Source organism: Asticcacaulis sp., assembly GCF_027484505.1.
In the GTDB taxonomy this organism is placed as follows: Bacteria; Pseudomonadota; Alphaproteobacteria; order Caulobacterales; family Caulobacteraceae; genus Asticcacaulis.
The window spans coordinates 1-22309 of sequence record NZ_JAIXSV010000176.1; the positions used below are offsets into that span (position 1 = coordinate 1).

Sequence of the window (22309 nt, forward strand, 5' to 3'; positions counted from 1 at the left end):
GTTGGTGAGTCCAATGACTATGTGGGCAAGGGCCTGTCGGGCGCGACCATCGTCGTGCGTCCGAAACAGTGGCAGCCGAACCAGATGCTGGCCGGCAACACCAACCTCTATGGGGCCACGTCGGGCAAGCTGTTCGTGGCAGGCCGCGTCGGAGAACGCTTCGCCGTGCGCAACTCCGGTGCGGTGACCGTGGTCGAAGGGGCAGGGGCCCACGCCTGTGAATATATGACGGGCGGCAAGGTGGTTATCCTCGGTTCGACCGGTGCCAATTTCGGCGCGGGTATGACCGGCGGCGTCGCCTATGTCTGGGACACCGAAGGGGCGTTCGCCAAGTACATCAACCCGGAAGGCATCACCCTGCGCGAAGTGCCCGAAAGCGATCAGGCCGACCTCAAGGCCCTGATTGCCGAGCACTTTGAAAAGACGCAGTCTCCGCGCGCCGAGACCATCCTCGACGACTGGGACAATGCGCTGAAGGCCTTCGTTCAGGTCATGCCGAACGAGATACTGGCCATTCAGGCGAAACGCGCGGCCGCCGTGGCCTGATAACCCTACCTGTGAGGGGCTGCGAAGCCTCATCGGTCTGCGCGCCGGTGCTCACGTACTCAAGTACGCTGCGCGCCGGTGCTCACCCGCTAAGCCTTATCGCCGCCTCACAGCGGGTTATCTGAGAGCAAAAGAAAAGCCGCCCCTTTGCAGAGGCGGCTTTTTTGACTCCCACAAACGGGTGCAGGGGCTGTGCCCCTGCTACTTCACCTTCGAAATGGCTGCTGTGGTGGAGGGGTCGTGCGCTTTGATGGTGCTGCCGGTGATGTCTTCCAGCACGGCATTGGCAAGCGTCTTGCCCAGTTCCACGCCCCATTGGTCGAAGCTGTTGAGGCCCATGACGATCCCTTCGGCGAAGGTCTTGTGCTCATAGAGGGCCAGCAGGGCACCGAGCGTTTCCGGCGTCAGGGCCTCAAGCAGGACCAGGGTCGAGGGTTTGTTGCCGGGGCAGACCTTTTGCGGGGCGATGATGGCGGTCTTGTCGGCGTCGAAACCGGCGGCGCGGCATTCGGCCTCGGCGGTTTCGAGGCTCTTGCCGACCATAAAGGCTTCACCCTGCGCGATGACGTTCGACAGCAGTTTTTGCTGCATGTCGAGCGGCGCTTCGGGGTTCGACTTCACGGCGATCAGCTCCAGCGGCACAATGTCTTCCGACTGGTGCAGCATCTGGAAGAAGGCGTGCTGGGCATTGGTGCCTTCGTCGCCGAAGACGACCGGGCAGGTCTTGGTCGGTAACAACTGGCCATAGCCGTCGGTGCGTTTGCCGTTCGATTCCATCTCAAGCTGTTGCAGGAAGGCGGCCAGACGGCGCAGACGATGCGCATACGGAATAACGGCGCGGGCCGGACGGTCGAGGCCAATGCGGTTGAAGACCTGAGCGGCGGCCAGCAGCAGCGGCGCATTCTTTTCAAACGGCGCGGTCAGGAAGTGCTGATCCATCTCATAGGCGCCGGCCAGCAATCGTTCGTACACGTCATAACCGGCGGCGATGATGACCGACAGCGACACCGCCGACCACAGCGAATAGCGGCCACCGACCCAGTCTTTGAAGCCGAACACGCGGTCTTCGGGGATGCCATAGGCTGAGGTCTTGGCCGGGGCGGCAGAGACGGCGGCGAGGTGTTTTGAGGCCGCCGCTTCACCCAAGCCGGCGATCAGCCAGTCGCGCGCGGCAAGGAAGTTGGCCAGCGTTTCCTGCGTGGTGAAGGTCTTCGACACGGCGATGACCAGGGTTTCGGCCGGATCAAGATCGGCGGTGTTGAGCGCCAGTTCCGAGCCATCGACATTGGCGACAAAGCGGATGTCGATTTGCGGCTTCAGCGGCGTCAGGGCCTGCCAGACGAGGCGCGGGCCGAGGTCCGAGCCGCCGATGCCGATGTGCAGGATGGTCTTGAACGGCTTACCGGTCGCACCGACGATCTGACCACTGCGGATACCGTCGGCGTATGCCTTCATGGCGTCGCGGGCCGTCTTGACGTCGGCGGTGATTTCTGCCCCGCGCAGACGCGCGTTTTCGCCGTCGGAGTCGCGCAGCGCCACGTGCAGAACGGCGCGGTTTTCCGAGACATTGATCGCCTGACCGGTCCACATGCGCTCACGCGCGACCGGCAGGTCGGCGGCTTCGAACAGCTTCAGCGCCGCCTGAAAGCCAGCATCCGACCACGACTGCTTCGACACATCGACATAGAGCCCGGCCACCGACAGGGACTGCGCCCCCAGACGGTCGGCTTCGTATTCAAAATGCGCCACGATGGGGGTTTTGGCGTCGATGGCGGCCTGGGTTTTGAGGGCGGTAAAGGCTTCGGAAAGGCTCATTTCGGGCTCCGTAGGTCCAGGCCGCGCCGCAGGATCAGGCGCAGGTCCCAGCTAAATTGAGATAATAAATCCGTTGAACGCAAAAGACGGGTACTTTGTAATTGGTGGCGGTCCCGCATCACCGCGCCCAAGCCAGTAAGGGCTTCCCTCAGGGCGCGACCGACGACCGGGCCGCGTCCCTTCAATACATCCTTCAGCGCCCCTGACAAGCTAAACAAGAGGTGCGGCACCAGCATCAGCCACAGGATGGTGGCGGGTGTGTTCTTTATGAACAGCCACAGCCGGTTGCGATAGCCGTGGAACAGGGCGAAGTCCGAGCGCGCCCCCAGCGTGGCCGAGCCGATATGATCGACGCGCGCCTGCGGGATCAACAGGGTGCGTTCGCGCCGCAGACGCGCGCGATAGCCCAGATCGGCGTCTTCGCAGTACATGAAAAAGCGCTCGTAAAAGCCGCCCAGCGCCTCAAACAGCGAGCGTTTAATGACGAAGGCGGCACCGCACGGCGAAAACACCTCGCTGACCGGAATGTGCTCCGGGCGTGCGGCGCGATAGCCCATGCGGAAGGGGAAACCGAAGAAGCTCATACCGTCGCCGGCCCCGTCCAGCACGCCCTGATCCTGCGGGTCCAGTTGCAGTGAGGTGAAAATGTGCGTGTGCGGATAATCACCGATGGCCTGCGCCATTTCGCTGAGCCAGTGGGCGTGCACAAACACATCCGGATTGATAAAGCCCAGCCATTCGCCCTTAGCATAGCGCACAGCGGCATTGTTACCGGCGGCGAAACCGAGATTGCCGCCATTGTGGATCAGGCGCACCTGCGGAAATTTCGCCACCACGGCCTCAGGCGCGCCATCGCTGGAGGCGTTATCGGCCAGCAGGATTTCAAAATCATCCGTAGACTGAGTAAGCAGCGCCTCGATGCAGCGCTCCAGATACGCGCCGCTCTGGTAGGACAGGACGATTAAGGAAAACCTAGGCGACATGACGGCTCCATTCGCTCCACACGTCGGGATCGTCCTCCTGCGGCAGGTGCTGTGACCGCAGGGCCCGAAAGTCTTCGGCGCTCAGGCCACGCGACAAAGCCCAGACGGCCGAGCTGCGCACCACGGGGCTATCGTGGCGGAGGTTACGCGTCAAAACCGCGATCTTGTCCGGGTCCACCAGATCATCAAAACTGTTGCCCAGCGCGTAGTGCACATTGCGCAGGAAGGTCGCCAGACCGATGCGCTTGATCGGCGACTTGCTGAACAGGGTGCGGAACGCCGCGTCGTCCAGTTGCGCCAGATCGACCAGCGACAGGGCGTTGAAGCCTTCGCGCGCTTTCAGCTTGGCCTCGGAGGCCTCCACCGCAAACTTGTTCCACGGACAGGCGGCCAGACAGTCGTCGCAGCCATAGACACGGTTGCCCATGGCGGTGCGGAAGCGGTCGGGCCAGTGGCCGCGAAATTCGATGGTCAGGTAAGACAGACATTCGCGGGCGTCGAGCTGATACGGACCGACAAAGGCGTCCGTGGGGCAGGCATCGAGGCAGGCCCGGCACGACCCGCAATGGTCGCGCTCGGTCAGGCTCTGCGGCAGTTCCATATCGGTCAGGATGCTGCCCAGAAACAGCCAGGAACCAAATTCGCGCGAGACGAGGTTGGTGTGCTTACCCTGCCAGCCGAGCCCGGCCAGTTGCGCCAGCGGCTTTTCCATCAGGGGCGCGGTATCGACAAACACCTTCAGCTCGCAGCCATAGGCGGTCACGATGTCGGTCGCCAGTTGCTTGAGCTTTTTCTTGATGACGTCGTGATAGTCGTCGCCGCGCGCATAGACGCTGATATTGGCCAGATCGCGCTCGGATAGCCCCAGCAGGGGGTCGCTGTCGGGGCCGTAGTTGAAGCCCAAAACGATGGCGCTTTTGGCGCCGTTCCACATGTTTTGCGGGTGCAGACGCCGCTCCAGCGTCTCTTCCATCCATGCCATCTCGCCGTGATAGCCGGCGGCGATAAAGGCCTTCAGGCGCTGCGCGGCGTCCCAGTCCTGTGGCAGGTTGGTAAAGCCGACGCTGGAAAAGCCGAGCGCCTTTGCCCGCGCCGTGATGTCGGCCTTAAACCCCCTCTCCCTGAGGGAGGTGGGGGTGTCGGGTCGCGCGTCCATCAAAAATCCAGTTCCCGGTAGTGCGCCGACGGGGCAACCCCCGGCAGGGTGTCGGCCAGCAGCGGACGGAAGGCCGGGCGCGACTTGACCACCATGTACCAGGTTTTCAGGTGCTTATAGCGGTCCCAGTTCATCTCATCGACGTAATCAATGACGCTGAGGTGTGAGGCCAGCGCAAAATCGGCATAGGACATGTGCCGCCCGGACAGCCAGTTGCGCGCCTCAAGCAGACTTTCGAAATAAAGCAGGTGGTCGCGCAGCGCGTCGCGCCCGGCGCGCAGGGCAGAGAGATTGGGTGCCCCCATGCCCATCAGGCGCTTTTCCATCTTTTCGTGCAGCAGAAGGGCGTTGACCTCATAGTCGAACTTGCGCTCAAACCAGCCGACCAGACGCCGGGCCTCGGCACGCTCCTGCGGGTCGGTGGGCCATAGCCGCACCTCGGCGGCGCTTTCATCGAGGTGTTCGAGGATGGCGCGGTTTTCACACAGGGTCACGTTGCGCCCGTGGTCGTAGCTTTCGACCAGCACGGGCAGCAGGCCCGACACGTTCAGGCGCAGAAACTCATCCGTCGGCTCCCAGTATTTGACCGGGGCCTCCTCAAAAGCCAGCTTCTTTTCGCCAAGCGCCAGCCGGACCAGCCGCGAATGCGGGTCGAAGGCGAAATGATAAAGGGTGCGCAGGGGCGTGTTCATGTCAGATCTGATGCACCCGGTCGTGCGCTTCGGCAAAGACGCCGCCATGCGGCTCAGACGCGCCGTCCGGGTCGGGATGAATCAGGATGTCGGCATTGGGAAAGGCCGACAATATGCGTTTCTCAGCGCTTACGATTATTTCATGGGCCCTGACAAGGGTCAGGTCGGGCCGCAGCGCCATGTGCATCTGGATAAGCACGTGCGGGCCGGAAATACGCGTGCGCAGACGGTGGATATTCAGCACTTCGGCATCGTCAGACGCCAGTTCATGAATGCGCGCCTGATCTTCGTCCGACAGGGCGCGATCCATCAGACTGTCGGCGGCGTCTTTCAGCACGTGCAGCGCCCCCCACAAAAGCCACAGGGCAATGGCCCCCCCGGCAATGGCGTCGATATGCGGCACGCCCAGCGCACCGGCCCCGACGCCAACCAGCGCAATGCTGTTCCCGGCAATATCGGTCAGATAATGCGCGCGATCAGCCGATACCGCCACCGACTGCGAGGCCTTCAGGGCGGCGTTCTGCGCGGCGATCAGAAGCCCGGTCAGCAGCAGCGACACGATCATCACCGCCACGGACAAAAGGCCGCCGCTCACCGGCTCCGGCGTGCGCAGATGGTCCCAGGCGTCGCGCAGGATCAGGGCCGCCGATGAAAAGACCAGCGCCGCCTGAAACAGGGCCGAAAAGGCCTCGGCCTTACCGTGACCAAAGGGGTGTTCCTTGTCCGGCGGGGTGCGGGCAAAGCGTACCGCGAAGAAGGTGATCAGCGAGGCCAGCAGGTCTAGGCCGGAATCGGTCAGCGAGGCCAGCACCGCCACCGAGCCCGACGCCATCAGCGCCAGCGTTTTCAGCCCGATCAGGGTCAGGGCCACGAACACCGACAGGGCCGATACGCGCAGGATCATCTCCTGCGGCGTCAGGCCGTTGAAGCTGAACGGGTTGATCAGGCGTGTAAAGGGCAGGGCCATGGCGGAGGAGCCTTAAAATAACCAGAAACGGCATCTGTATACGCCTGAATCTACCACGCTACAAAAACTTTAAGCCCCTGTTAAACATGGCTGGATTTTAAACCCGGCTGTGTTTAAAGTTCCTGATAATCAATCTTGATTATCAGCCCCAATCCGAGGGTGAGCCCATGTCGCGCCAGTGGATCAGCCGCGCCGAAGCCTTGCAGCGACTGGATGTTAAGCCGCAGACCCTCTATGCCTATGTCAGCCGTCAGCGCATCGCCGCGCGCACCGACCCGGATAATCCCCGCCGCTCGCTCTATGCCCTTGACGACATTGAGCGCCTGACGCAGCGCGGGCCGCGCCCGGCGGAGGATGCCCCGGCGGTTTTACCGGCGCTCAGCGGCAAATCCGCCCTGCGCGGTGAGGCGACCATCGATTCCGACATCTTTATCGCCATCGACAACCGGCCCTTTTACCGCACGCACGACAGCCTCGCCCTCAGCGAAACCGAGAACTTCGAAACCGTCGCCGCCCTGTTGTGGAAGGACGAGGCCACCAACCCCTTCGGGCCGTTAAAACCGCGCCCGGACGTCAACTTCACCGGCGGGCCGCGCGCCCGCGTGTGGGGGATGCTGTCGCGGCGTCTGGACGAAGATGCCCTGTCGGAACAGGCGACCGAACGCCATCTGCGCCTTGAAGCGGCGGGCATTCTGAATGAGCTGTTCGACGCGGTGACCAATGGCGGGCCGCGCCTCTATTTCCATCAGCGTCTGGCCCGCGCCTGGAAGGTCAATGACCTGCGTGACGTCGATCTCATCCGCCGGGCGCTGGTGCTGTGCGCCGATAACGGGCTCGATGCCGCCACCCTGTCGGCCCGCGCCGCCGCCGTGTCGCAGGGGCCCTTGTCATCGCCGGTCATGGCCGGTTTCGCCACCCTGAGCGGCCCGGCCATGGGCGGGCGGGTGTCGCGCGCCGAAGCCTATGTCACGCAGGTGCGCCGTCAGGGCAATCCGCGTCTGGTCGCCGAAACCTTCCTGCGTCAGGGTGTCGAGCTACCGGGCTTTGAGGCCGAACAATCGCCCTGCGATGCCCTGCGCGCCGAAGCCCTGATGGCCGCCGCCCCGCACATCGGCGAAGACCTCAAGACCATCCGCGCCGTCGGTGAGGAGCTGACCGGGCGGCCACGGGGCTTTACTCTGGCGCTGGCCCTGATCGGGCGACACCTCGACCTGCCCAAGGACGCGCCGTTTACGCTGATGGGACTGGGGCGCTCGGCCGGCTGGCTGGCCCACGCCATTGAACAGACCGAAACCGGCACCGCGCCCAATGTGCGGCTGCGCTATGTCGGCGAACATCCTTTGGCCGCAAAGGCCTGACATCAGGCACCTAACCTTCTTTTAAGCCTTTTTAAGCCGGACTGATTTTATGGACTATCTGATTGCCTTGTTCTTAGGCTTTGTCGAAGGCCTGACCGAATATATTCCCGTTTCCTCGACCGGCCACCTGCTGCTTTTGTCGCATTTTCTGGGCTTTGAGTCGCCCAGCAACACCTTCGCCGTGCTGATCCAGTTGGGCGCCGTGCTGGCGCTCCTCAGCCTCTATTTCAACAAGCTGTGGAACGTGCTGATCACCCTGCCGACCTCGCCGGAGTCGCGCGGGTTTGCCGTCTCTATCCTTGTCGCCTTCTTTCCGGCGCTGGTCATCGGCGTGCTGGCCCACGACTTCATCAAGAGCGTGCTGTTCGAAAGCCCGCGCCTCATCTGCATCAGCCTGATCGTCGGTGGCATCATCCTGTGGCTGGTGGACAAGTACGCGCCGACGCCGGACAAGGGCGATGCCTTCCGCCTTGATTTCAAGACCTCGCTGATCATCGGCGTGTTTCAGTGTCTGGCCATGATCCCCGGCATGTCGCGCTCCGGCTCGACCCTGATCGGGGCCATGCTGTGCCGCGTCGAAAAGAAGGCGGCGGCGGAGTTTTCCTTCTTCCTCGCCATGCCGACCATGCTGGGGGCCTTTACCTATGACGTGTATAAGACCCATAACCAAATGAATTTCAACGACATGGGGCTGGTCGTCGTCGGCTTTATCGCGGCCTTTGTGACGGCACTGGTTGTCGTTAAGGCGGTGCTGAACTTCGTGGCCAAGAACGGCTACGGCATCTTCGCCCTCTGGCGCATTGTGGTCGGTGGCCTCGGCCTGATCCTGCTGTCGCTGGGGCATTGATCCCAAGATTTTGCTTTACAGACTTCCTTTTTTTTGTGTCCACTCTGTAACAAACGTCGCTATCTGTACCCCGCACGGGCAGCGGCCGATAAAAACAGACGAGGACGCTCACCGTGCTGGAAATCGACATCGACCCCGACCGTAAGCTGATGACCTTTCGGGTCCTTGGCGCAATCGACAGTGCGCGTCTCACCGACCTGATCATCGAAGGCTATAAGGCCAACCGTTCCGCCTGGACCTATCGCCGCATCTTCGATTACCGCCGCGCGACGGGGCTTTATGACTATGCCGAGGTGGAGCGGCTGCTGGTGTGGTGGCACGCCGAAACAGCCGGCATAGACATCTGTAACAAGGTGGCCGTCATCACCAACGAGGTGCTGTTTGAGGTGCGCGCCCGCGTCTTTGACGAAGCCTATACGCACGGGCAGATACTGACCTTTGACCGCACGTCCAAGGCGCTGGAATGGCTGGACAGCGTCGCGCCTGCGCAGTCGCGTCCATAAAAAAACCCTCCGGCGCAACCGGAGGGTCTGTCGTGCTATGTGTCGGTTTAACGCGACTACTTTCTCCTCCCCATATTATGGGGAGGTGGCAGCGAGCGAAGCGAAGCTGACGGAGGGGTATAACCCGCGGAAGGAATACCCCTCCGCCTCGTAAACTCGGCACCTCCCCATACAATGGGGAGGAGGAAGTTTATTCGTTACCCCGGCCTGACCAACTCAGCCCGCGTATTCGGCGAACTGACCGTTCTTGCGGAAGCGCCACAGATAGGACGGCACCACCGACTCCACAGCCGTCGGCACGATCCCCAGCTCACGCAGGCCCGGCAGCTTGCCCGACGCCACATTGTCCTTTTGCAGCAGCAGAACCTGATCAGACGTCAGCAGCGGCTTGATCAGCAGCGAACTGATGTCCCCGACCAGACCGATCAGGCTGGCCGCCGCAAACGGCATCCAGACGAGGGCGCGCGGCGACTGAATCTCTTCGCCGACATATTTGATGAGCTCATTGAACGTAAAGGTTTCCGGCCCGCCCAGTTCAAAGGTCTGACCCGCAAAGGCCGGGTTGCCCAGCGTATCGGCAATGGCGCGCGCCACGTCACCGACATAGACCGGCTGGAACTTCGTCTTGCCGCCACCGATGGAGGGCATGACCGGGAAGGTCTTGATCTGCTCAGCCAGACCGGTGAAGAAGCCGTCCTGCGGCCCGAAGATCACCGACGGACGCACGATCACGGCCGCGGGAATGGCGGCGCGCACCGCCTCTTCGGCCTTGCCCTTGGTCGAGGCGTATTTGGATGAAGACTTCGGATCGGCCCCCAGCGCCGACATCTGTACGAAATCGCTGATGCCGAGCTTAGCAGCCCCTTCGGCAATGGCTTTCGACGCGGCGCGGTGCACGGCGTCAAACGACGCGCCCGGCGTCTGATACAGAATGCCGACCAGATTGACCACCGCCGACGCGCCGCTAAGCGCGGCCTGCACGTCGGCCTCCTTGCGCACATCGCAGCGCACGACCTGAATCTGCCCCACGGTCCCCAGCGGCTTGAGATCGTAGGCGTAGGTCGGCTTGCGCACGGCGACGCGCACGCGCCAGCCCTTTTGCGCCAGCGCGCGGACGACCTGCTTGCCGACAAAGCCCGACCCGCCGAACACGGTGACCAGTCTGGAGGACAGTTGAGACATGATGGAAACCTCGGATGCGCGGATGCCTTTGGGGCGGCACCCCTTTGTAAACCTCAATTAGCGCATGGGCTTGTGCGTCGCAATCCCTGACGGGCCCGGCGTCCGCCATTTTCCGCGCAGTCATCTGTGGAAATGTAAAAAACTTTCAAAAAGGCCATTGACCTGCCCCGGCCTTCTCTGTATTTCACCGGCCTCCGGTCGCAAGATCGGAACGCAGCCTGATTATAAGTGCCCAGGTGGCGGAATTGGTAGACGCGCTGGTTTCAGGTACCAGTGGCTTAACGGTCGTGGAGGTTCGAGTCCTCTCTTGGGCACCAATCAGCTTTCCGGACAAGTCCGGAAATATTTGAAAAATCCTTTAAAATAAGGTAGTTTAGCGGATTAATTATCCGCGAACTTCCACGTGCGTCCAGCGTTTTCCGGCGCATTTGTGGGTAACGAGTGGGTAATTGGCCTTTTACCCACACTTTCTGAAAATCCGTTACCCACATGGCCCTCACAGACAAGATGGTGCGTACGGCGCAACCTCAGGAAAAAGCTTACAAAATTTCCGACGGAAACAGCCTTTATCTGTCCGTCCAGCCGTCAGGAAATCGCCTCTGGCAGATGCGTTACCGGCATTTCGGGCGTGAAAACATCCTGTCGCTCGGAAAGTACCCTGAGGTAACGCTCAAACAGGCCCGCTTTAAGCGTGACGACGCCAAGCGGTTGCTCTCAGAGGGCATTGATCCGGCTGCGGACAAAAAGCGAAAAATCGTTCAGGCGAAGATCGCTCATGCCAGCACCTTCGATGCCGTGGCAGCGGAGTTCATCGAGCTTAAAGAGAAGGAGGGGCTTTCCCCGGCCACCCTGATCAAACAGCGCTGGTTTCGCTCTCAGCTCGAAAATTCAATCGGCCGACGCCCAATCTCTGATATTGAACCGTTTGAGGTTCTCGCGGCTTTGAAGGCTATTGAGAAGCGGGGGAACTATGAGACGTCCAAGCGCACCCGCGCTTTTGCCGACCGGGTCTTCAGGTACGCCATCATCACGAGCCGGGCGAAAACCAACCCTGCCGTAGGCCTTGGCGATGCGCTGATTACAGGCAAGGTGAAGCACCATGCCGCACTGGTCGAGCCAAAAGCCGTTGGCATGCTACTGCGCGCCATCGACGCCTATGATGGCAGCGCGTTGACCAGGCTGGCCACACTCTTCCTCGCGCACGTCTTCGCCCGTCCTGGCGAGGTTCGTCTGGCCGAGTGGAAGGAGATCGACTTCGACCGTTGTGTCTGGCTTATCCCGGCATCAAGGATGAAGATGCGGGCTGAACACGCCATTCCGCTTTCGCGCCAATCTCTGGAGATACTTAGGCAGGCGAAAGCACTGACATACGGCGGGACAAAGTACGTATTCCCGTCGCTCATAACCAGCATCAAGCCCATGTCTGAAAATACGATCAACATGGGGCTGCGCCGCATGGGCTACACCAATGAAGAAATGACCGCTCACGGCTTCCGTAGCACCGCCAGCACGCTGCTCAACGAGTCGGGCCTGTGGTCCTCGGACGCTATAGAAAAGGCTCTGGCGCACAAGGGCGGTGACAGCGTTCGGGCAATCTACCACCGAGGCAAACACTGGGACGAGCGTGTTAAAATGGCCCAGTGGTGGTCGGACTATCTCGATGATCTGCGGCAGGGTTGATAGATGTTCGACGTGACGCAAATGGCTTCGGCGACCGCGGCTTAGGTGACTTGAATTCGAGAAATAGCCGTTTGAATTCAATATTCTAAATGAAATGCACGAAGTGGCTAAGCCCCCAAATAGGCCCCCAACTTCTATGTGCTGTTTGAGTTACAGTCCTCAAAAATACCCAAATACCGCACGGTCGCCTTTGTGATCTCAGCATACGACATAGTGGGCAACACTGTGAAGCCCACGTTGCTATTGGCTGCTCGTGGCCGATATTGTTGAAAAAGTCGGCTTAGCAGTAGCGATTGCCGCGGCTGCCTGGTCAAAACTCTCGGGTCCTAAGCGTCGATTTGTCGTCCATACCGTCAAAGCCTTGCTCGATTTACACGACTGATAGCCCGCAGAGCCACGCAGCACCTAGGCTGGACGCAACCCTGATGTTATATTTTTCTGGCGCACGTCGTGAACGGGTAATACCATGAAAGCACCGGAGGAATCGATGGCGCGCGCGACGAAGGCTAAAAGTGTAGACGATTCAAAAACTATGACACTGTCCGTCCGCCTATTGCGAGACGATAAAACTGTGGAAGATGCCGTCCGAAGTAGCAGTGATATCCGAGAAGTTCCCGCCAAGTCAGGCCGCCTCTACATAGGACAAACCCACGGTAACAGCCCGGACTGGCTAAGCATTATCAACCAATATAGCGCAGAAGGTGATATCAAGCTTGAGAACAAGAGTTGTTCGTCCGTCCTGTTTCTGGAGGTGTCCCCCGATGGAGATGGTAAAGCAAAGCGCACTTTTGCCTTGGCCTTTGGCGGCGGTCATCTTGCCCTTACCGCCGACGCTTTCGTCCGTAACTTTGGATTACGTGTTACCCTGAATTCCGTTGCGCGCGGCGCGCTCAGAAATCTCGACGTTGCAACACTTGATTCAACAACATTCCAAAAGCGCATACAGTCGAGTCGAAAGTCCGATCTTCGAGGATTCGGCATTGACTACCAAAATGACCTTCTCCGCTTAGCGGGCGGCGTCCCTACTGATACTACCTTCGCAAACTCGCTTGCAGGAAAGGACGCCCTAACCATCACAAGCAGGCTGTCACCCAATGATATTGCTAAAAAATGTGAACAAGCACTCAAGCTGTTCAACGCGACCGACTATCAGAAGGACTACGGTTTCATAGACCAGATAGTGCCCGTGCGAGACGGCGATCTGCAGAAACAACTCGACGATTTAGTATTTACTGAAGTGCAACTTCTGATCAATGGACACCCTTCGGACCTCCATATGACGTTACCCGAGATCATCGACCCCGAAGAGGGGCATGATTTCGGCTACTTTGGGATCGGATTCAAATCAGGTGCAAAAACTGGTTTCGGCGAACTCGCAATTGAAGATTATATCGCCGAGCTCAAAGCCGGTAGACCCGCAGAGGTGTCCGGGATTGCTGAGCTCAAGGCCAGCCATGAAGTTCGCATAGTGGTCGATGGCCAGGGAGACAAGTCGAAGCGTCGTCGAGTGTATGATTGCTTCGTATACGAGCTCACATACAAGAAAAACACATATGTCCTGTTTTCAGGCGACTGGTACTGCATCGAGGACAAGTTTTTCGCAGAGGTCGAGAAGGGCTACCAAGCCCTGCTATCCGCTACCCCTATACGTGCATCGACAAAATCGACCAACGAACAGGAGTTGATCGCCGAGCTTGATAAGGACCCAGACCTTCTCAATCTTGATAAAGTGAAAGCATCTCCTTCGGGCGCCGCCGGCGCAAACCTCGAACCCTGCGATTTTTTCTCCCGTGACAAAGAGTTCATACACTTAAAAGACGGCCACGGTTCCGCGCCGATAAGCCACCTCTGGAACCAAGGCATAGTGTCTGCGGAGAGCTTCGTGCGTGACGATGTGTTCCGAAAATCGATGCGAGACTCGGCGATCAAACGGCAATGGAAAGCGGGCAAGTCAGGTTTTGAAGCACTGTTACCGGATGGACGCTCAAAGCCGACACCGAGCGAGTACAAGGTAATTTACGGGATTATGCGGCACCCGTACCAGCGATCGAAGAAGCTCGGGCTACCGTTTTTCAGCAAAGTTAGCTTGAGAGCGGCGGCAAGCCGTCTCCAGCTCATCGGCTACACGGTAGAAGTTCATCTTATCGAAAAGCTGTGATATCAGCCGGGACTTTAAACAGCTGGTCAGCTTCAAGGGTGAGTGGCGGCCTGCAGTCCGCCCTATGCGTGTAGACTCAATCTCTGACACTCTATATCCATTTAAGCATGAGTCTAATTAAGTCAAAAAAACGAGTTGCAGATCATGGTGAGGTCTTTACCCCGCCTTGGCTGGTCGAACAGATGCTGGACCTCGTCAAGGGTGAGAGCGAGCGCATTGACTCGCGGTTTTTGGAACCCGCTTGTGGCAGTGGCAATTTCTTGGTGCCAATTCTGAAACGCAAGTTGGCGGCCGTCGAAGTTAAGTTCAGTAAGTCAGAATTTGAGAAACAACATTATGCCCTCCTGGGCTTGATGTGCACCTATGGCATTGAGCTTCTGGCTGATAATATTGCGGAATGCCGCGCCAATATGCTTGAGGTGTTCGCAGACTATCTGAACCTTGATGAAGGCGACGACCTATATCGCGCTGCCTACTTTGTACTGTCGCAGAACCTGATTCACGGTGACGCCATGACGATGAAGGATATGGACGGGAAGCCCATACTCGTCGTCGAATGGGGCTATCTGGGTAAGGGCAAATTTCAGCGCCGTGATTTCCGTTTGGATGTGTTGACCGGGATGGCCAGTTTCAGCGTCGAAGGCTCGCTGTTCGCCCACCTTGGGAAGCATGAAATCTTCAAGCCTACCACCGCCTATCCACCGATGACGGTGCGAGAATTGGCCAGTGCGGGCAATGCGTCTGGGGAGGCGGCATGAACGATCAGGCCAGTTTCGCCTTGAGGGGCCGCAATCCTGATGTGCTGACCTGTATTGCCAACCTGTCGAACGACGAAGTGTTCACCCCGCCTGACTTCGCCAAACGGATGCTGGACACACTGGGGGACGCCTGGGCAGCGCAAAACGGTGGTCAAAGCCTGTGGGCCAATAGCACTGTGCGCTTTCTGGACCCGTGCACCAAGTCGGGTGTATTTCTGCGCGAAATCGCCATTCGCCTGATTGCCGGGCTTGAAGCCGAGATTCCGGACCTGCAAACCCGCGTCAATCATATCCTGACCAAACAACTGTTCGGTATCGGTATTACCCGACTGACCGCTCTTCTGGCCCGCCGCAGCCTCTATTGTTCGAAGTTTGCGACGGGCGAACATTCGGTTGCCAAAAGCTTTTCCAGCGAAGACGGGAATATCTGGTTTGAACGTACCGAACATAGCTGGCGCAATGGCCGCTGTGTCCATTGCGGCGCCGGTCAGGAAACAATGGACCGCGGCTCAGACCGTGAAACCCATGCTTATGCCTTTATCCATACCGATGAAATCAAATCTCGCATCGCCGGGATGTTTGGAGACGCTATGCAATTCGATGTAATTATCGGAAATCCGCCCTATCAGCTTAGCTCAGATGGGGGGACGCGCGACGTTCCAATCTATCAATACTTCGTAGAGCAGGCGAAGAAACTCCAACCACGCTTCTTATCTATGGTCATACCTGCCCGTTGGATGGCGTCCGGGCTCGGTCTGAGCGAGTTCAGGCAAGCTATGTTGAGTGATAGCCAAATAAAGGAGCTCGTAGACTATCCCGCTGCAAGCGAGGTTTTTCCGGGAGTCGAGATTAAGGCCGGTGTCTGCTATTTTCTTTGGGATGCAGAGCATCAGGGGCTCTGCGACGTGACTACGTACCGTAATGGTGAAGCTATTGGGCCGACACAACGAGACCTAAGTGAATATGATGTGTTCGTCAGAGATGCCCGAGCAGTTTCAATTTTGCACAAGGTTGTTACCAAAGAGCATAAGTCAATAAATACAATTCTTGCCAGAGACAAAGAGTTTGGTTGGACTTCTAATTTTGACGATTTTCATAAAATTAAAAATGAAGGCGACATTCCTTTACACTATATTCGGACAATGAAAAGGGGTATCGGATATATTAGTAGGGACAAAATAAATAAAAGCTCTCACCTTGTTGAAAAATGGAAGGTTTTGGTTCCGCAGGCATATAACGGTGGAGATATGATACCGCACCCTATACTCGGAAAATCAATAATTGCGCCTTCACCGTCCGTCTGTACTCAGTCATTCCTTTTTTTCTACGTTAATTCTGAAGATGAGGCAAAGAGCGTTCAGTCCTATTATGCGACCCGTCTATTTCGGTTTCTGGTGTCTGTACGAAAAATCACTCAACACGCCACCCATTCGACCTACGCTTGGGTACCCATGCAAACTTGGGATCGCATTTGGACGGACGAAGCTCTGTATGAAAAATATGGCATTACGCCTGAAGAACAGGCCTACATAGAATCCCAAGTCAGACCCATGGTTTTGGACGCGGGCGACGATGATTAAACCCACTATCGAACAGATTTTGGCCCCTAAGCCGCAGGTTAATCCGCGCCTTTATGCCTATACCATAGAGGCAGACAGCCATAAGGGGCTGTTGAAGATTGGCCAGACGACACGCGCAGTGCAAACGCGCATTGCCGAGCAGGTCAAGACCGCCGGAATTACCCCACTTATCGAACTGGACGAACCCGCCGCCCGCGATGACGGCACAATCATCACCGACCATGCCGTGCGCGGCGCTCTGGTCCACAAGGGTTTTGACAATCCGCAAGGGGAATGGATTCGCTGCACCGTGGCCGATGTCCGGGCGGTGCTGACCCAACTGCGCACGGGTCAGACCTTTGACCGCCCGCGCTCCGAATCCTTTCCGCCGCGCCGTGAGCAAGCCGAAGCCGTCGAACGCACCGCCAACTATTTCCAATCCATCTGGGCCGAAGACCCGCAGGCCGTGCCGCGCTTCTTGTGGAACGCCAAGATGCGCTTCGGTAAGACCTTTACCAGTTACCAACTGGCCAAGACGATCAATGCCAAACGTGTTCTGGTCGTCACTTTCAAGCCCGCCGTCGAAGATGCCTGGCAGACCGACCTTGAAAGTCATGTCGATTTTGACGGCTGGCAATATCTATCGCGCAAGTCGGAACGCGACCCCAGCCAGATCGAAGCCGCCCGCCCGGTGGTCTATTTCGGCTCATTTCAGGACCTGCTGGGGCGCGACAAGGCGACCGGCACCATCAAACCGCGCAATGCCTGGCTTCATGCCGTCAATTGGGACCTGGTGGTCTTTGACGAGTACCATTTCGGCGCCTGGCGCGACACGGCCAAGGAACTGTTTGAAGGCGAAGACGACTCCCGGCGCGACCTGAAACAGGAATATGATGTGGGGCTTGATGAGGTCAACGAAGACCTCGGTCGCCTGTCGGCCAATGAGGCCATGTTCCTGCCCATCACCACACGCGCCTATCTCTATTTATCCGGCACGCCCTTCAAGGCGCTGGCGACTGGTGAGTTTATAGAAGAGCAAATCTTCAACTGGACCTATACCGACGAACAGCGTGCCAAGGCGGAATTTGCGATCCAGAACCCCGGCAAGCGCAACCCATATGCCTCGTTGCCCCAGATGCGGCTACTGACCTATCAGATGCCGCCCGAACTGACCGTCATTGCCAGTTCGGGGGAGTTCGATGAGTTTGACTTAAACGTCTTTTTTGCCGCGACCGGGTCCGGCGACAACGCGACCTTTACACATAAATCTGATGTGCAGAAATGGCTTGAGATTATCCGGGGGGCGTACATGCCTCAGACAACGGATGCCTTAAGGCAAGGCGGGCGGCCGCCTTTTCCCTACTCCGACAACCGGCTGTTGCCCTATATGCAGCATTCGTTCTGGTTTTTGCCCAGTGTCGCGGCTTGCCAGGCTATGGCGAATTTGTTGGCCGAACGGCATAACACTTTCTGGCATGGCTATTACGTGATCATGGCCGCTGGTGCAGACGCCGGTATTGGCCTAGATGCCGTGCCGCCGGTGCGTAAAGCCATTGGCAGTGGCTTCGAGACCAAAACCATCACGCTGTCGTGCGGCAAGCTCACCACCGGTGTCACCATTGCGCAATGGTCGTCAATCCTGATGCTACGTAATCTGAAATCGCCGGAAACCTATTTCCAAGCGGCTTTTCGGGTGCAATCGCCTTGGTCGATCAAAAACCCGAATGGTGACAATCCGAACGAAGAAGAGATCGTCAAACCAGTCTGTTTCGTCTTTGACTTCGCACCCACGCGCGCTCTGCGGCAATTGTCGGACTACGGCATTGGGCTGTCGCCTGGTGAAGCTAATCCGGAAAACGCCGTCCGGGAACTGGTCTCATTCCTTCCCGTGCTGGCCTATGACGGCGCGAACATGACCCAGATTGATGCCGGGGGGATACTTGATATCGCCATGGCAGGCACGTCCGGCACGCTGCTGGCGCGCAAGTGGGAGTCCGCTCTTCTGGTCAATGTCGATAACGACACCTTGCGCCGCATCATGGACAACCCGGAGGCGATGGCTGCAGTCAACCGCATCGAAGGCTGGCGCGCTCTAGGCGACAACATCATTGAAACCATTATCAATAAGAACGAGAAGGTGAAAGACCTTAAAAACAAGGCCAAGGCTGGCGGTCTTTCCGAGAAGGAAAAGAAAGAGCTGACCGAAGAGGAAAAGGAATATAAGTCCAAGCGCAAGCAGGTTCAGGAAAAGCTGATCAAGTTTGCCACACGTATTCCCGCTTTTATGTATCTGACGGATTTTCGCGAAAATACGCTTCAGGACGTGATCACTCGGCTTGAACCTGACCTGTTCCTGACCGTGACCGGTTTGACCGTAGAAGACTTTCACTTGCTGGTGCGCTTGAAGGTGTTCAACACTGAGAAGATGAACCAGGCCGTGTTTGCGTTCCGACGCTATGAAGACGCCTCTTTACGCTACACCGGAATTGAAACTCACAAGGGACTTAGCCAGATCGGCCTCTACGATACAGTCGTGGCAAGGGATTGATGGGGAATGGGATGATCCAATGGCAAATTTGAACTGGGATAACTATTGATGACGGTCTGGCTTGTGCGATCTGGAAAATATGGTGAGCGAGAGACGTTGGCCCTCGAAAGCGGCTTGGCAGTGATCGGCTGGGATGACATGCCCGATCTCTCAAAATTGCCGACACGGGATGACCTGAATACCGCTCTTGCCTCCATCTATCCGGATGAAAAAGGCAAAACGCTTTCGAACTGGGAAAGCCAGTTATGGCCTTTCGCCCACATGATGGCAAAAGACGACATTATCGTAATGCCGCTGAAGTCGCGAGCGGCAATCGCCTTAGGACGTGTAACGGGTCCTTACTGTTACCGAACGGACCTCAATGACGCACACCATACTCGGCCAGTTGAATGGGTCAAAGAGGTTCCACGTAGCGCCTTCGCTCAGGACCTCCTTTATTCGTTTGGAGCATTTCTGACCGTTTGCCGTATCCATCGGAATGATGCCGAAACGAGGGTTGCTGCGGTCCTTAACGGTAAGATTGACCCGGCGATCTCCGGTAGAAATATCGCAAGCGTCGGAGAAGGCAAGGGTGTGAAAGATGCCAGAGAGGGCGTGATTACTGCAGATGATACGTCCGCCGCTGTCGATTTGATGGAAGTGGCCGATGACGCTATCCGGATGAAAATCGCCACAGTTTTTAAAGGTCATAGGCTCTCGACCTTAGTGGGGGCGGTTCTTGAAACGCAGGGCTATAAAGTGGTGGTTTCACCACCTGGCGCTGACGGTGGCGTTGATATTGTCGCCGGGAAGGGACCATTAGGCTTTGATGAACCAAGACTGGTGGTCCAGGTGAAATCCCAGGATGCTCCTGTCGATGTCTCTGTTCTAAGGGAACTCCAGGGCGTAATGAGGCAGTTTTCAGCCGAGCAAGGCCTTCTGGTTGCTTGGGGCGGCGTGACAAAAGCGCTCGCCAAGGAAGCGCAACGATTATTTTTCGAAATCAGAATTTGGGATGCAGGTGAAATCGTCAAGGCGGTGCAGCAAAGCTATGAGCAATTGTCAGAAGAGGTTCAGGCTGATTTGCCGTTAAAGCGAATATGGGTCCTAGCTGATCATGAGTAATTGCACTTCAAAATTTCACGATAGCAGCAGTGCGGGGCCGGACTGATGGAAAATTCAGCCTTGGTATCGCGAGTGGATGGGTTTCGGCGAAAATCCCATGAGGGCGAGACTTTTGAGTTTAAGTCAAATCTCAGCGATCCGAAGAAGATTGGCGAATATATAGCGGGCCTCGGCAACTCGGCGGCTTTAGAACGGCATGAACGGGCCTGGTTGATTTGGGGCGTGGACGACGAAAGCCATGCTGTCACGGGTACGACTTTTAATCCATTCAAGGAGAAGTTCGAGGGAAATCAAGCTCTGATTATGGGTCTGAATCAAAGCATTACACCAAAGCCTGACTTTCAATTCCACGAGGTCGTACATCCTGATGGACGGTTGGTGGTGCTCGAAATCCACGCGCCCAGAGCCTTACCCTTGGCTTACAGGGGCACGCGCTACATCCGGGTTGAAAGTCATGTTACCGCCTTGACGGGAGACAAGGAAGCTCGGCTCTTCGAAGTCCTCAATGGCAAAGATGACTGGTCTGGGCACGTGGTGGATGGGGCCACTCTCGCTGACCTTGACCGGCGCGCCATTGATTTTGCCCGAACCAAGTTCAAAGAATATCTGGGCCGCAATCAAAACCCCGAAGCTGACGAAGTCGATAAATGGGATGATGTGACGCTGCTGAATAAGGCGCGTGTCACAAAGCAGGGCCGGATCACGCGGACGGCTATCTTACTATTAGGCAAGGATGAGGCTCAGCATTTTCTGAGCCCTGCCGACACCAAAATCAGTTGGATTTTGAAGAACGAGCAATCTGTTTACGTCAGCGGCCAGCATTATGGGCTGCCGTTCTTACTATCGTCGGAAGCGCTGTTTCAAAAGGTGCGCAACCTGACGCTAGAATACATGCCGGACGGGACATTGTTTCCCACACCTGTGTCACAGTACGATAACTGGGTCATACGCGAAGCCCTGCATAACGCTATCGCGCACCAGGACTATCGACTAGGCGGCAAGATCAATGTGGTCGAGTTTCCAGATCGGCTGGTTATCAGCAATTTAGGTAGCTTCATGCCGCCCAGCGTCGAATGGATGTTGGAGCATCAATCGCCCCCGGAGCATTATCGCAATCAATGGCTCATCGATGCCATGATCCGCCTGCGCATGATTGACCAGATGGGCAGCGGCATTCGGCGCATGTTCGAGATTCAGCGTGAGCGGTTTTTCCCTTTGCCCGACTTTCTGATTGGCGAACATGCCGGCGGGATGATGGGAGTCGAGGTCTCGATTACAGGTAAGATTTTCGATCCTAAATATGTACAAGTCCTGATGCGGCGCTCAGACCTGAACCTTGACGAGGTCATCTTGCTCGACCGTGTCCAGAAAAACATCCCCATCCCGTCTGACATGGCGAGGAAACTTAGGTCAGGCGGCTTAATCGAGGGGCGCTCGCCAAATCATTTCATATCGTCAAAAGTCGCCGATTTAACGGATCAAAAGGCCAGCTATATCCGCAACCGCGCTTTCGATGATGGCCATTACCGCGCGATGATCATTGAGTTTTTGAAAAAGTTTCAGCGGGCGACCAGATCGGATTTCGATGGCCTTTTGCTGGAAAAAATGTCGGAAGTTTTGTCGGAAGCGCAGAAGCGAAAAAAGATAGCGAATTTGCTTCAAGGTATGCGGAATGATGCCCTGATCGTTAACAGCGGGACCAACCGAAAGCCGATCTGGGAGCTCGCAACGAAAAATGACTAAGACTTTCACGTTAAATGTGAAAGTAGCTATTTTTAGTCATTTCTCGAAGCTAAACTTTCTACTAAGAGGTTGAATTTTCACAAGAAAGAATAGCTTTGGATCGGCGTCCTGTCGGGGTAAATTGGTTGTCCGGTCGTCCTCAGATCGATTTCTCCGCTTCCCAACTTCATTCAATGTCACGAACGCCCGGACTAGCAATCTCCGGCTGTCTCATGTAAGATTCCCGTTGGCGCTGTACGTGCAGCGCTGGGGCGTCGAAACCCCTACCTAGATGGTTGATGTCGGCCATTCCGACACACCTCCTTGACCTATAGCTGGTCGGGGAGCCTGTGGCGTATGCAACAGGCCCCGGCTAAAGGCCACAGGGCCGTATCTAGGTGCGGTTTCGAACTCCCCGATCTCCAGGATCGAGGAGGCTTCCTGAGGCGGGGACGTACCGCCAATTGGAGCCTTGGGGGTTTCAAGATGACGATTGAGCTTAATGCCGTTGATACCCATGTAGGGGAGCGCATCCGCGCCCGACGGCTTTTTCTGCAAATGTCCGAAGAGTGGCTGGCCGGGTTCCTTGAGATGCCGGTTGCTGACCTCGTTGCTATCGAAGAGGGCAAAAAACGTATCGGTTCCGACGAACTGATGCTTTGCACCGAAGCCTTAGACGTGCCCGAGCGGTACTTCTATATGGGCTTTGGATCGAAGCCGCCGGGGCCGGA

General features: G+C 57.3%; 16 protein-coding genes, 1 tRNA gene and 2 pseudogenes. 13 read left to right on the plus strand and 6 right to left on the minus strand.

What is annotated here, in order from left to right:
* A pseudogene (locus tag Q0072_RS10875) lies at nt 1–546 on the plus strand (glutamate synthase large subunit); the annotation flags it as partial.
* 201 nt (nt 547–747) lie between these two features.
* Here Q0072_RS10875 and pgi read toward each other — a convergent pair.
* Genes pgi through Q0072_RS10900 form a run of 5 tightly spaced genes read right to left on the minus strand, consistent with a single transcriptional unit; the run spans nt 748 to nt 6159 of the window.
* Nucleotides 748–2361, minus strand: a complete 1614-nt coding sequence (pgi, locus tag Q0072_RS10880; RefSeq protein WP_298329710.1) for a glucose-6-phosphate isomerase — start codon at nt 2359–2361, stop codon at nt 748–750.
* Complete coding sequence (locus Q0072_RS10885) at nt 2358–3344, minus strand: glycosyltransferase family 2 protein (protein WP_298329712.1); 987 nt, start codon at nt 3342–3344, stop codon at nt 2358–2360. Before Q0072_RS10885 ends, pgi begins: the two co-directional genes overlap by 4 nt.
* Nucleotides 3334–4500, minus strand: coding sequence for a tRNA epoxyqueuosine(34) reductase QueG (gene queG / locus Q0072_RS10890; RefSeq protein WP_298329715.1), 1167 nt, complete (start codon nt 4498–4500; stop codon nt 3334–3336). Before queG ends, Q0072_RS10885 begins: the two co-directional genes overlap by 11 nt.
* Nucleotides 4500–5192 carry a glutathione S-transferase family protein gene (locus tag Q0072_RS10895; protein WP_298329717.1) on the minus strand — a complete coding sequence of 231 codons (693 nt, stop codon included), beginning with the start codon at nt 5190–5192 and terminating at the stop codon, nt 4500–4502. Before Q0072_RS10895 ends, queG begins: the two co-directional genes overlap by 1 nt.
* A 1-nt stretch (nt 5193) precedes the next feature.
* The gene (locus Q0072_RS10900; RefSeq protein ID WP_298329720.1) at nt 5194–6159 is read right to left on the minus strand and encodes a cation diffusion facilitator family transporter; all 966 of its coding nucleotides are present in this window, start codon (nt 6157–6159) and stop codon (nt 5194–5196) included.
* Nucleotides 6160–6326: 167 nt separating this feature from the next.
* On the opposite strand from Q0072_RS10900, the gene Q0072_RS10905 reads away from it, so the two are divergent.
* From Q0072_RS10905 to Q0072_RS10915, 3 genes are all read left to right on the plus strand, one after another.
* Nucleotides 6327–7517 (plus strand): citrate/2-methylcitrate synthase, encoded by a 1191-nt coding sequence (locus tag Q0072_RS10905; protein ID WP_298329723.1) that lies wholly within the window; start codon nt 6327–6329, stop codon nt 7515–7517.
* A gap of 49 nt (nt 7518–7566) precedes the next feature.
* Complete coding sequence (locus Q0072_RS10910) at nt 7567–8364, plus strand: undecaprenyl-diphosphate phosphatase (protein WP_298329726.1); 798 nt, start codon at nt 7567–7569, stop codon at nt 8362–8364.
* A 113-nt stretch (nt 8365–8477) separates the two neighbouring features.
* Nucleotides 8478–8867, plus strand: coding sequence for a hypothetical protein (locus Q0072_RS10915; RefSeq protein ID WP_298329729.1), 390 nt, complete (start codon nt 8478–8480; stop codon nt 8865–8867).
* A 216-nt stretch (nt 8868–9083) separates the two neighbouring features.
* On the opposite strand, the gene Q0072_RS10920 is transcribed toward Q0072_RS10915, so the two are convergent.
* A complete protein-coding gene (locus tag Q0072_RS10920) occupies nt 9084–10049 on the minus strand; it encodes a complex I NDUFA9 subunit family protein (protein WP_298329732.1) in 966 nt (321 codons plus the stop codon).
* A gap of 230 nt (nt 10050–10279) precedes the next feature.
* Here Q0072_RS10920 and Q0072_RS10925 point away from each other — a divergent pair.
* From Q0072_RS10925 to Q0072_RS10965, 9 genes and pseudogenes are all read left to right on the plus strand, one after another.
* Nucleotides 10280–10366 (plus strand) — tRNA-Leu (locus Q0072_RS10925).
* Nucleotides 10367–10538: 172 nt separating this feature from the next.
* Complete coding sequence (locus Q0072_RS10930; RefSeq protein ID WP_298329735.1) at nt 10539–11729, plus strand: integrase arm-type DNA-binding domain-containing protein; 1191 nt, start codon at nt 10539–10541, stop codon at nt 11727–11729.
* A 466-nt stretch (nt 11730–12195) separates the two neighbouring features.
* Entirely contained in the window at nt 12196–13887 is a 1692-nt protein-coding gene (locus Q0072_RS10935; RefSeq protein ID WP_298329738.1) for a DUF6119 family protein, read from the plus strand.
* A gap of 107 nt (nt 13888–13994) precedes the next feature.
* Complete coding sequence (locus Q0072_RS10940) at nt 13995–14645, plus strand: DNA methyltransferase (RefSeq protein ID WP_298329741.1); 651 nt, start codon at nt 13995–13997, stop codon at nt 14643–14645.
* The gene (locus Q0072_RS10945) at nt 14642–16225 is read left to right on the plus strand and encodes an Eco57I restriction-modification methylase domain-containing protein (RefSeq protein ID WP_298329744.1); all 1584 of its coding nucleotides are present in this window, start codon (nt 14642–14644) and stop codon (nt 16223–16225) included. The genes Q0072_RS10940 and Q0072_RS10945 overlap by 4 nt, the downstream gene beginning before the upstream one ends.
* Nucleotides 16218–18752: a GIY-YIG nuclease family protein gene (locus tag Q0072_RS10950; RefSeq protein ID WP_298329746.1), complete on the plus strand. Its 2535-nt coding sequence runs from the start codon at nt 16218–16220 to the stop codon at nt 18750–18752. The genes Q0072_RS10945 and Q0072_RS10950 overlap by 8 nt, the downstream gene beginning before the upstream one ends.
* A gap of 48 nt (nt 18753–18800) precedes the next feature.
* Nucleotides 18801–19856 carry a restriction endonuclease gene (locus Q0072_RS10955; protein WP_298329749.1) on the plus strand — a complete coding sequence of 352 codons (1056 nt, stop codon included), beginning with the start codon at nt 18801–18803 and terminating at the stop codon, nt 19854–19856.
* A 45-nt stretch (nt 19857–19901) separates the two neighbouring features.
* The gene (locus Q0072_RS10960) at nt 19902–21599 is read left to right on the plus strand and encodes an RNA-binding domain-containing protein (protein ID WP_298329752.1); all 1698 of its coding nucleotides are present in this window, start codon (nt 19902–19904) and stop codon (nt 21597–21599) included.
* Nucleotides 21600–22064: 465 nt separating this feature from the next.
* Nucleotides 22065–22309 (plus strand): annotated as a pseudogene (locus Q0072_RS10965) (DNA-directed RNA polymerase sigma-70 factor); the annotation flags it as partial.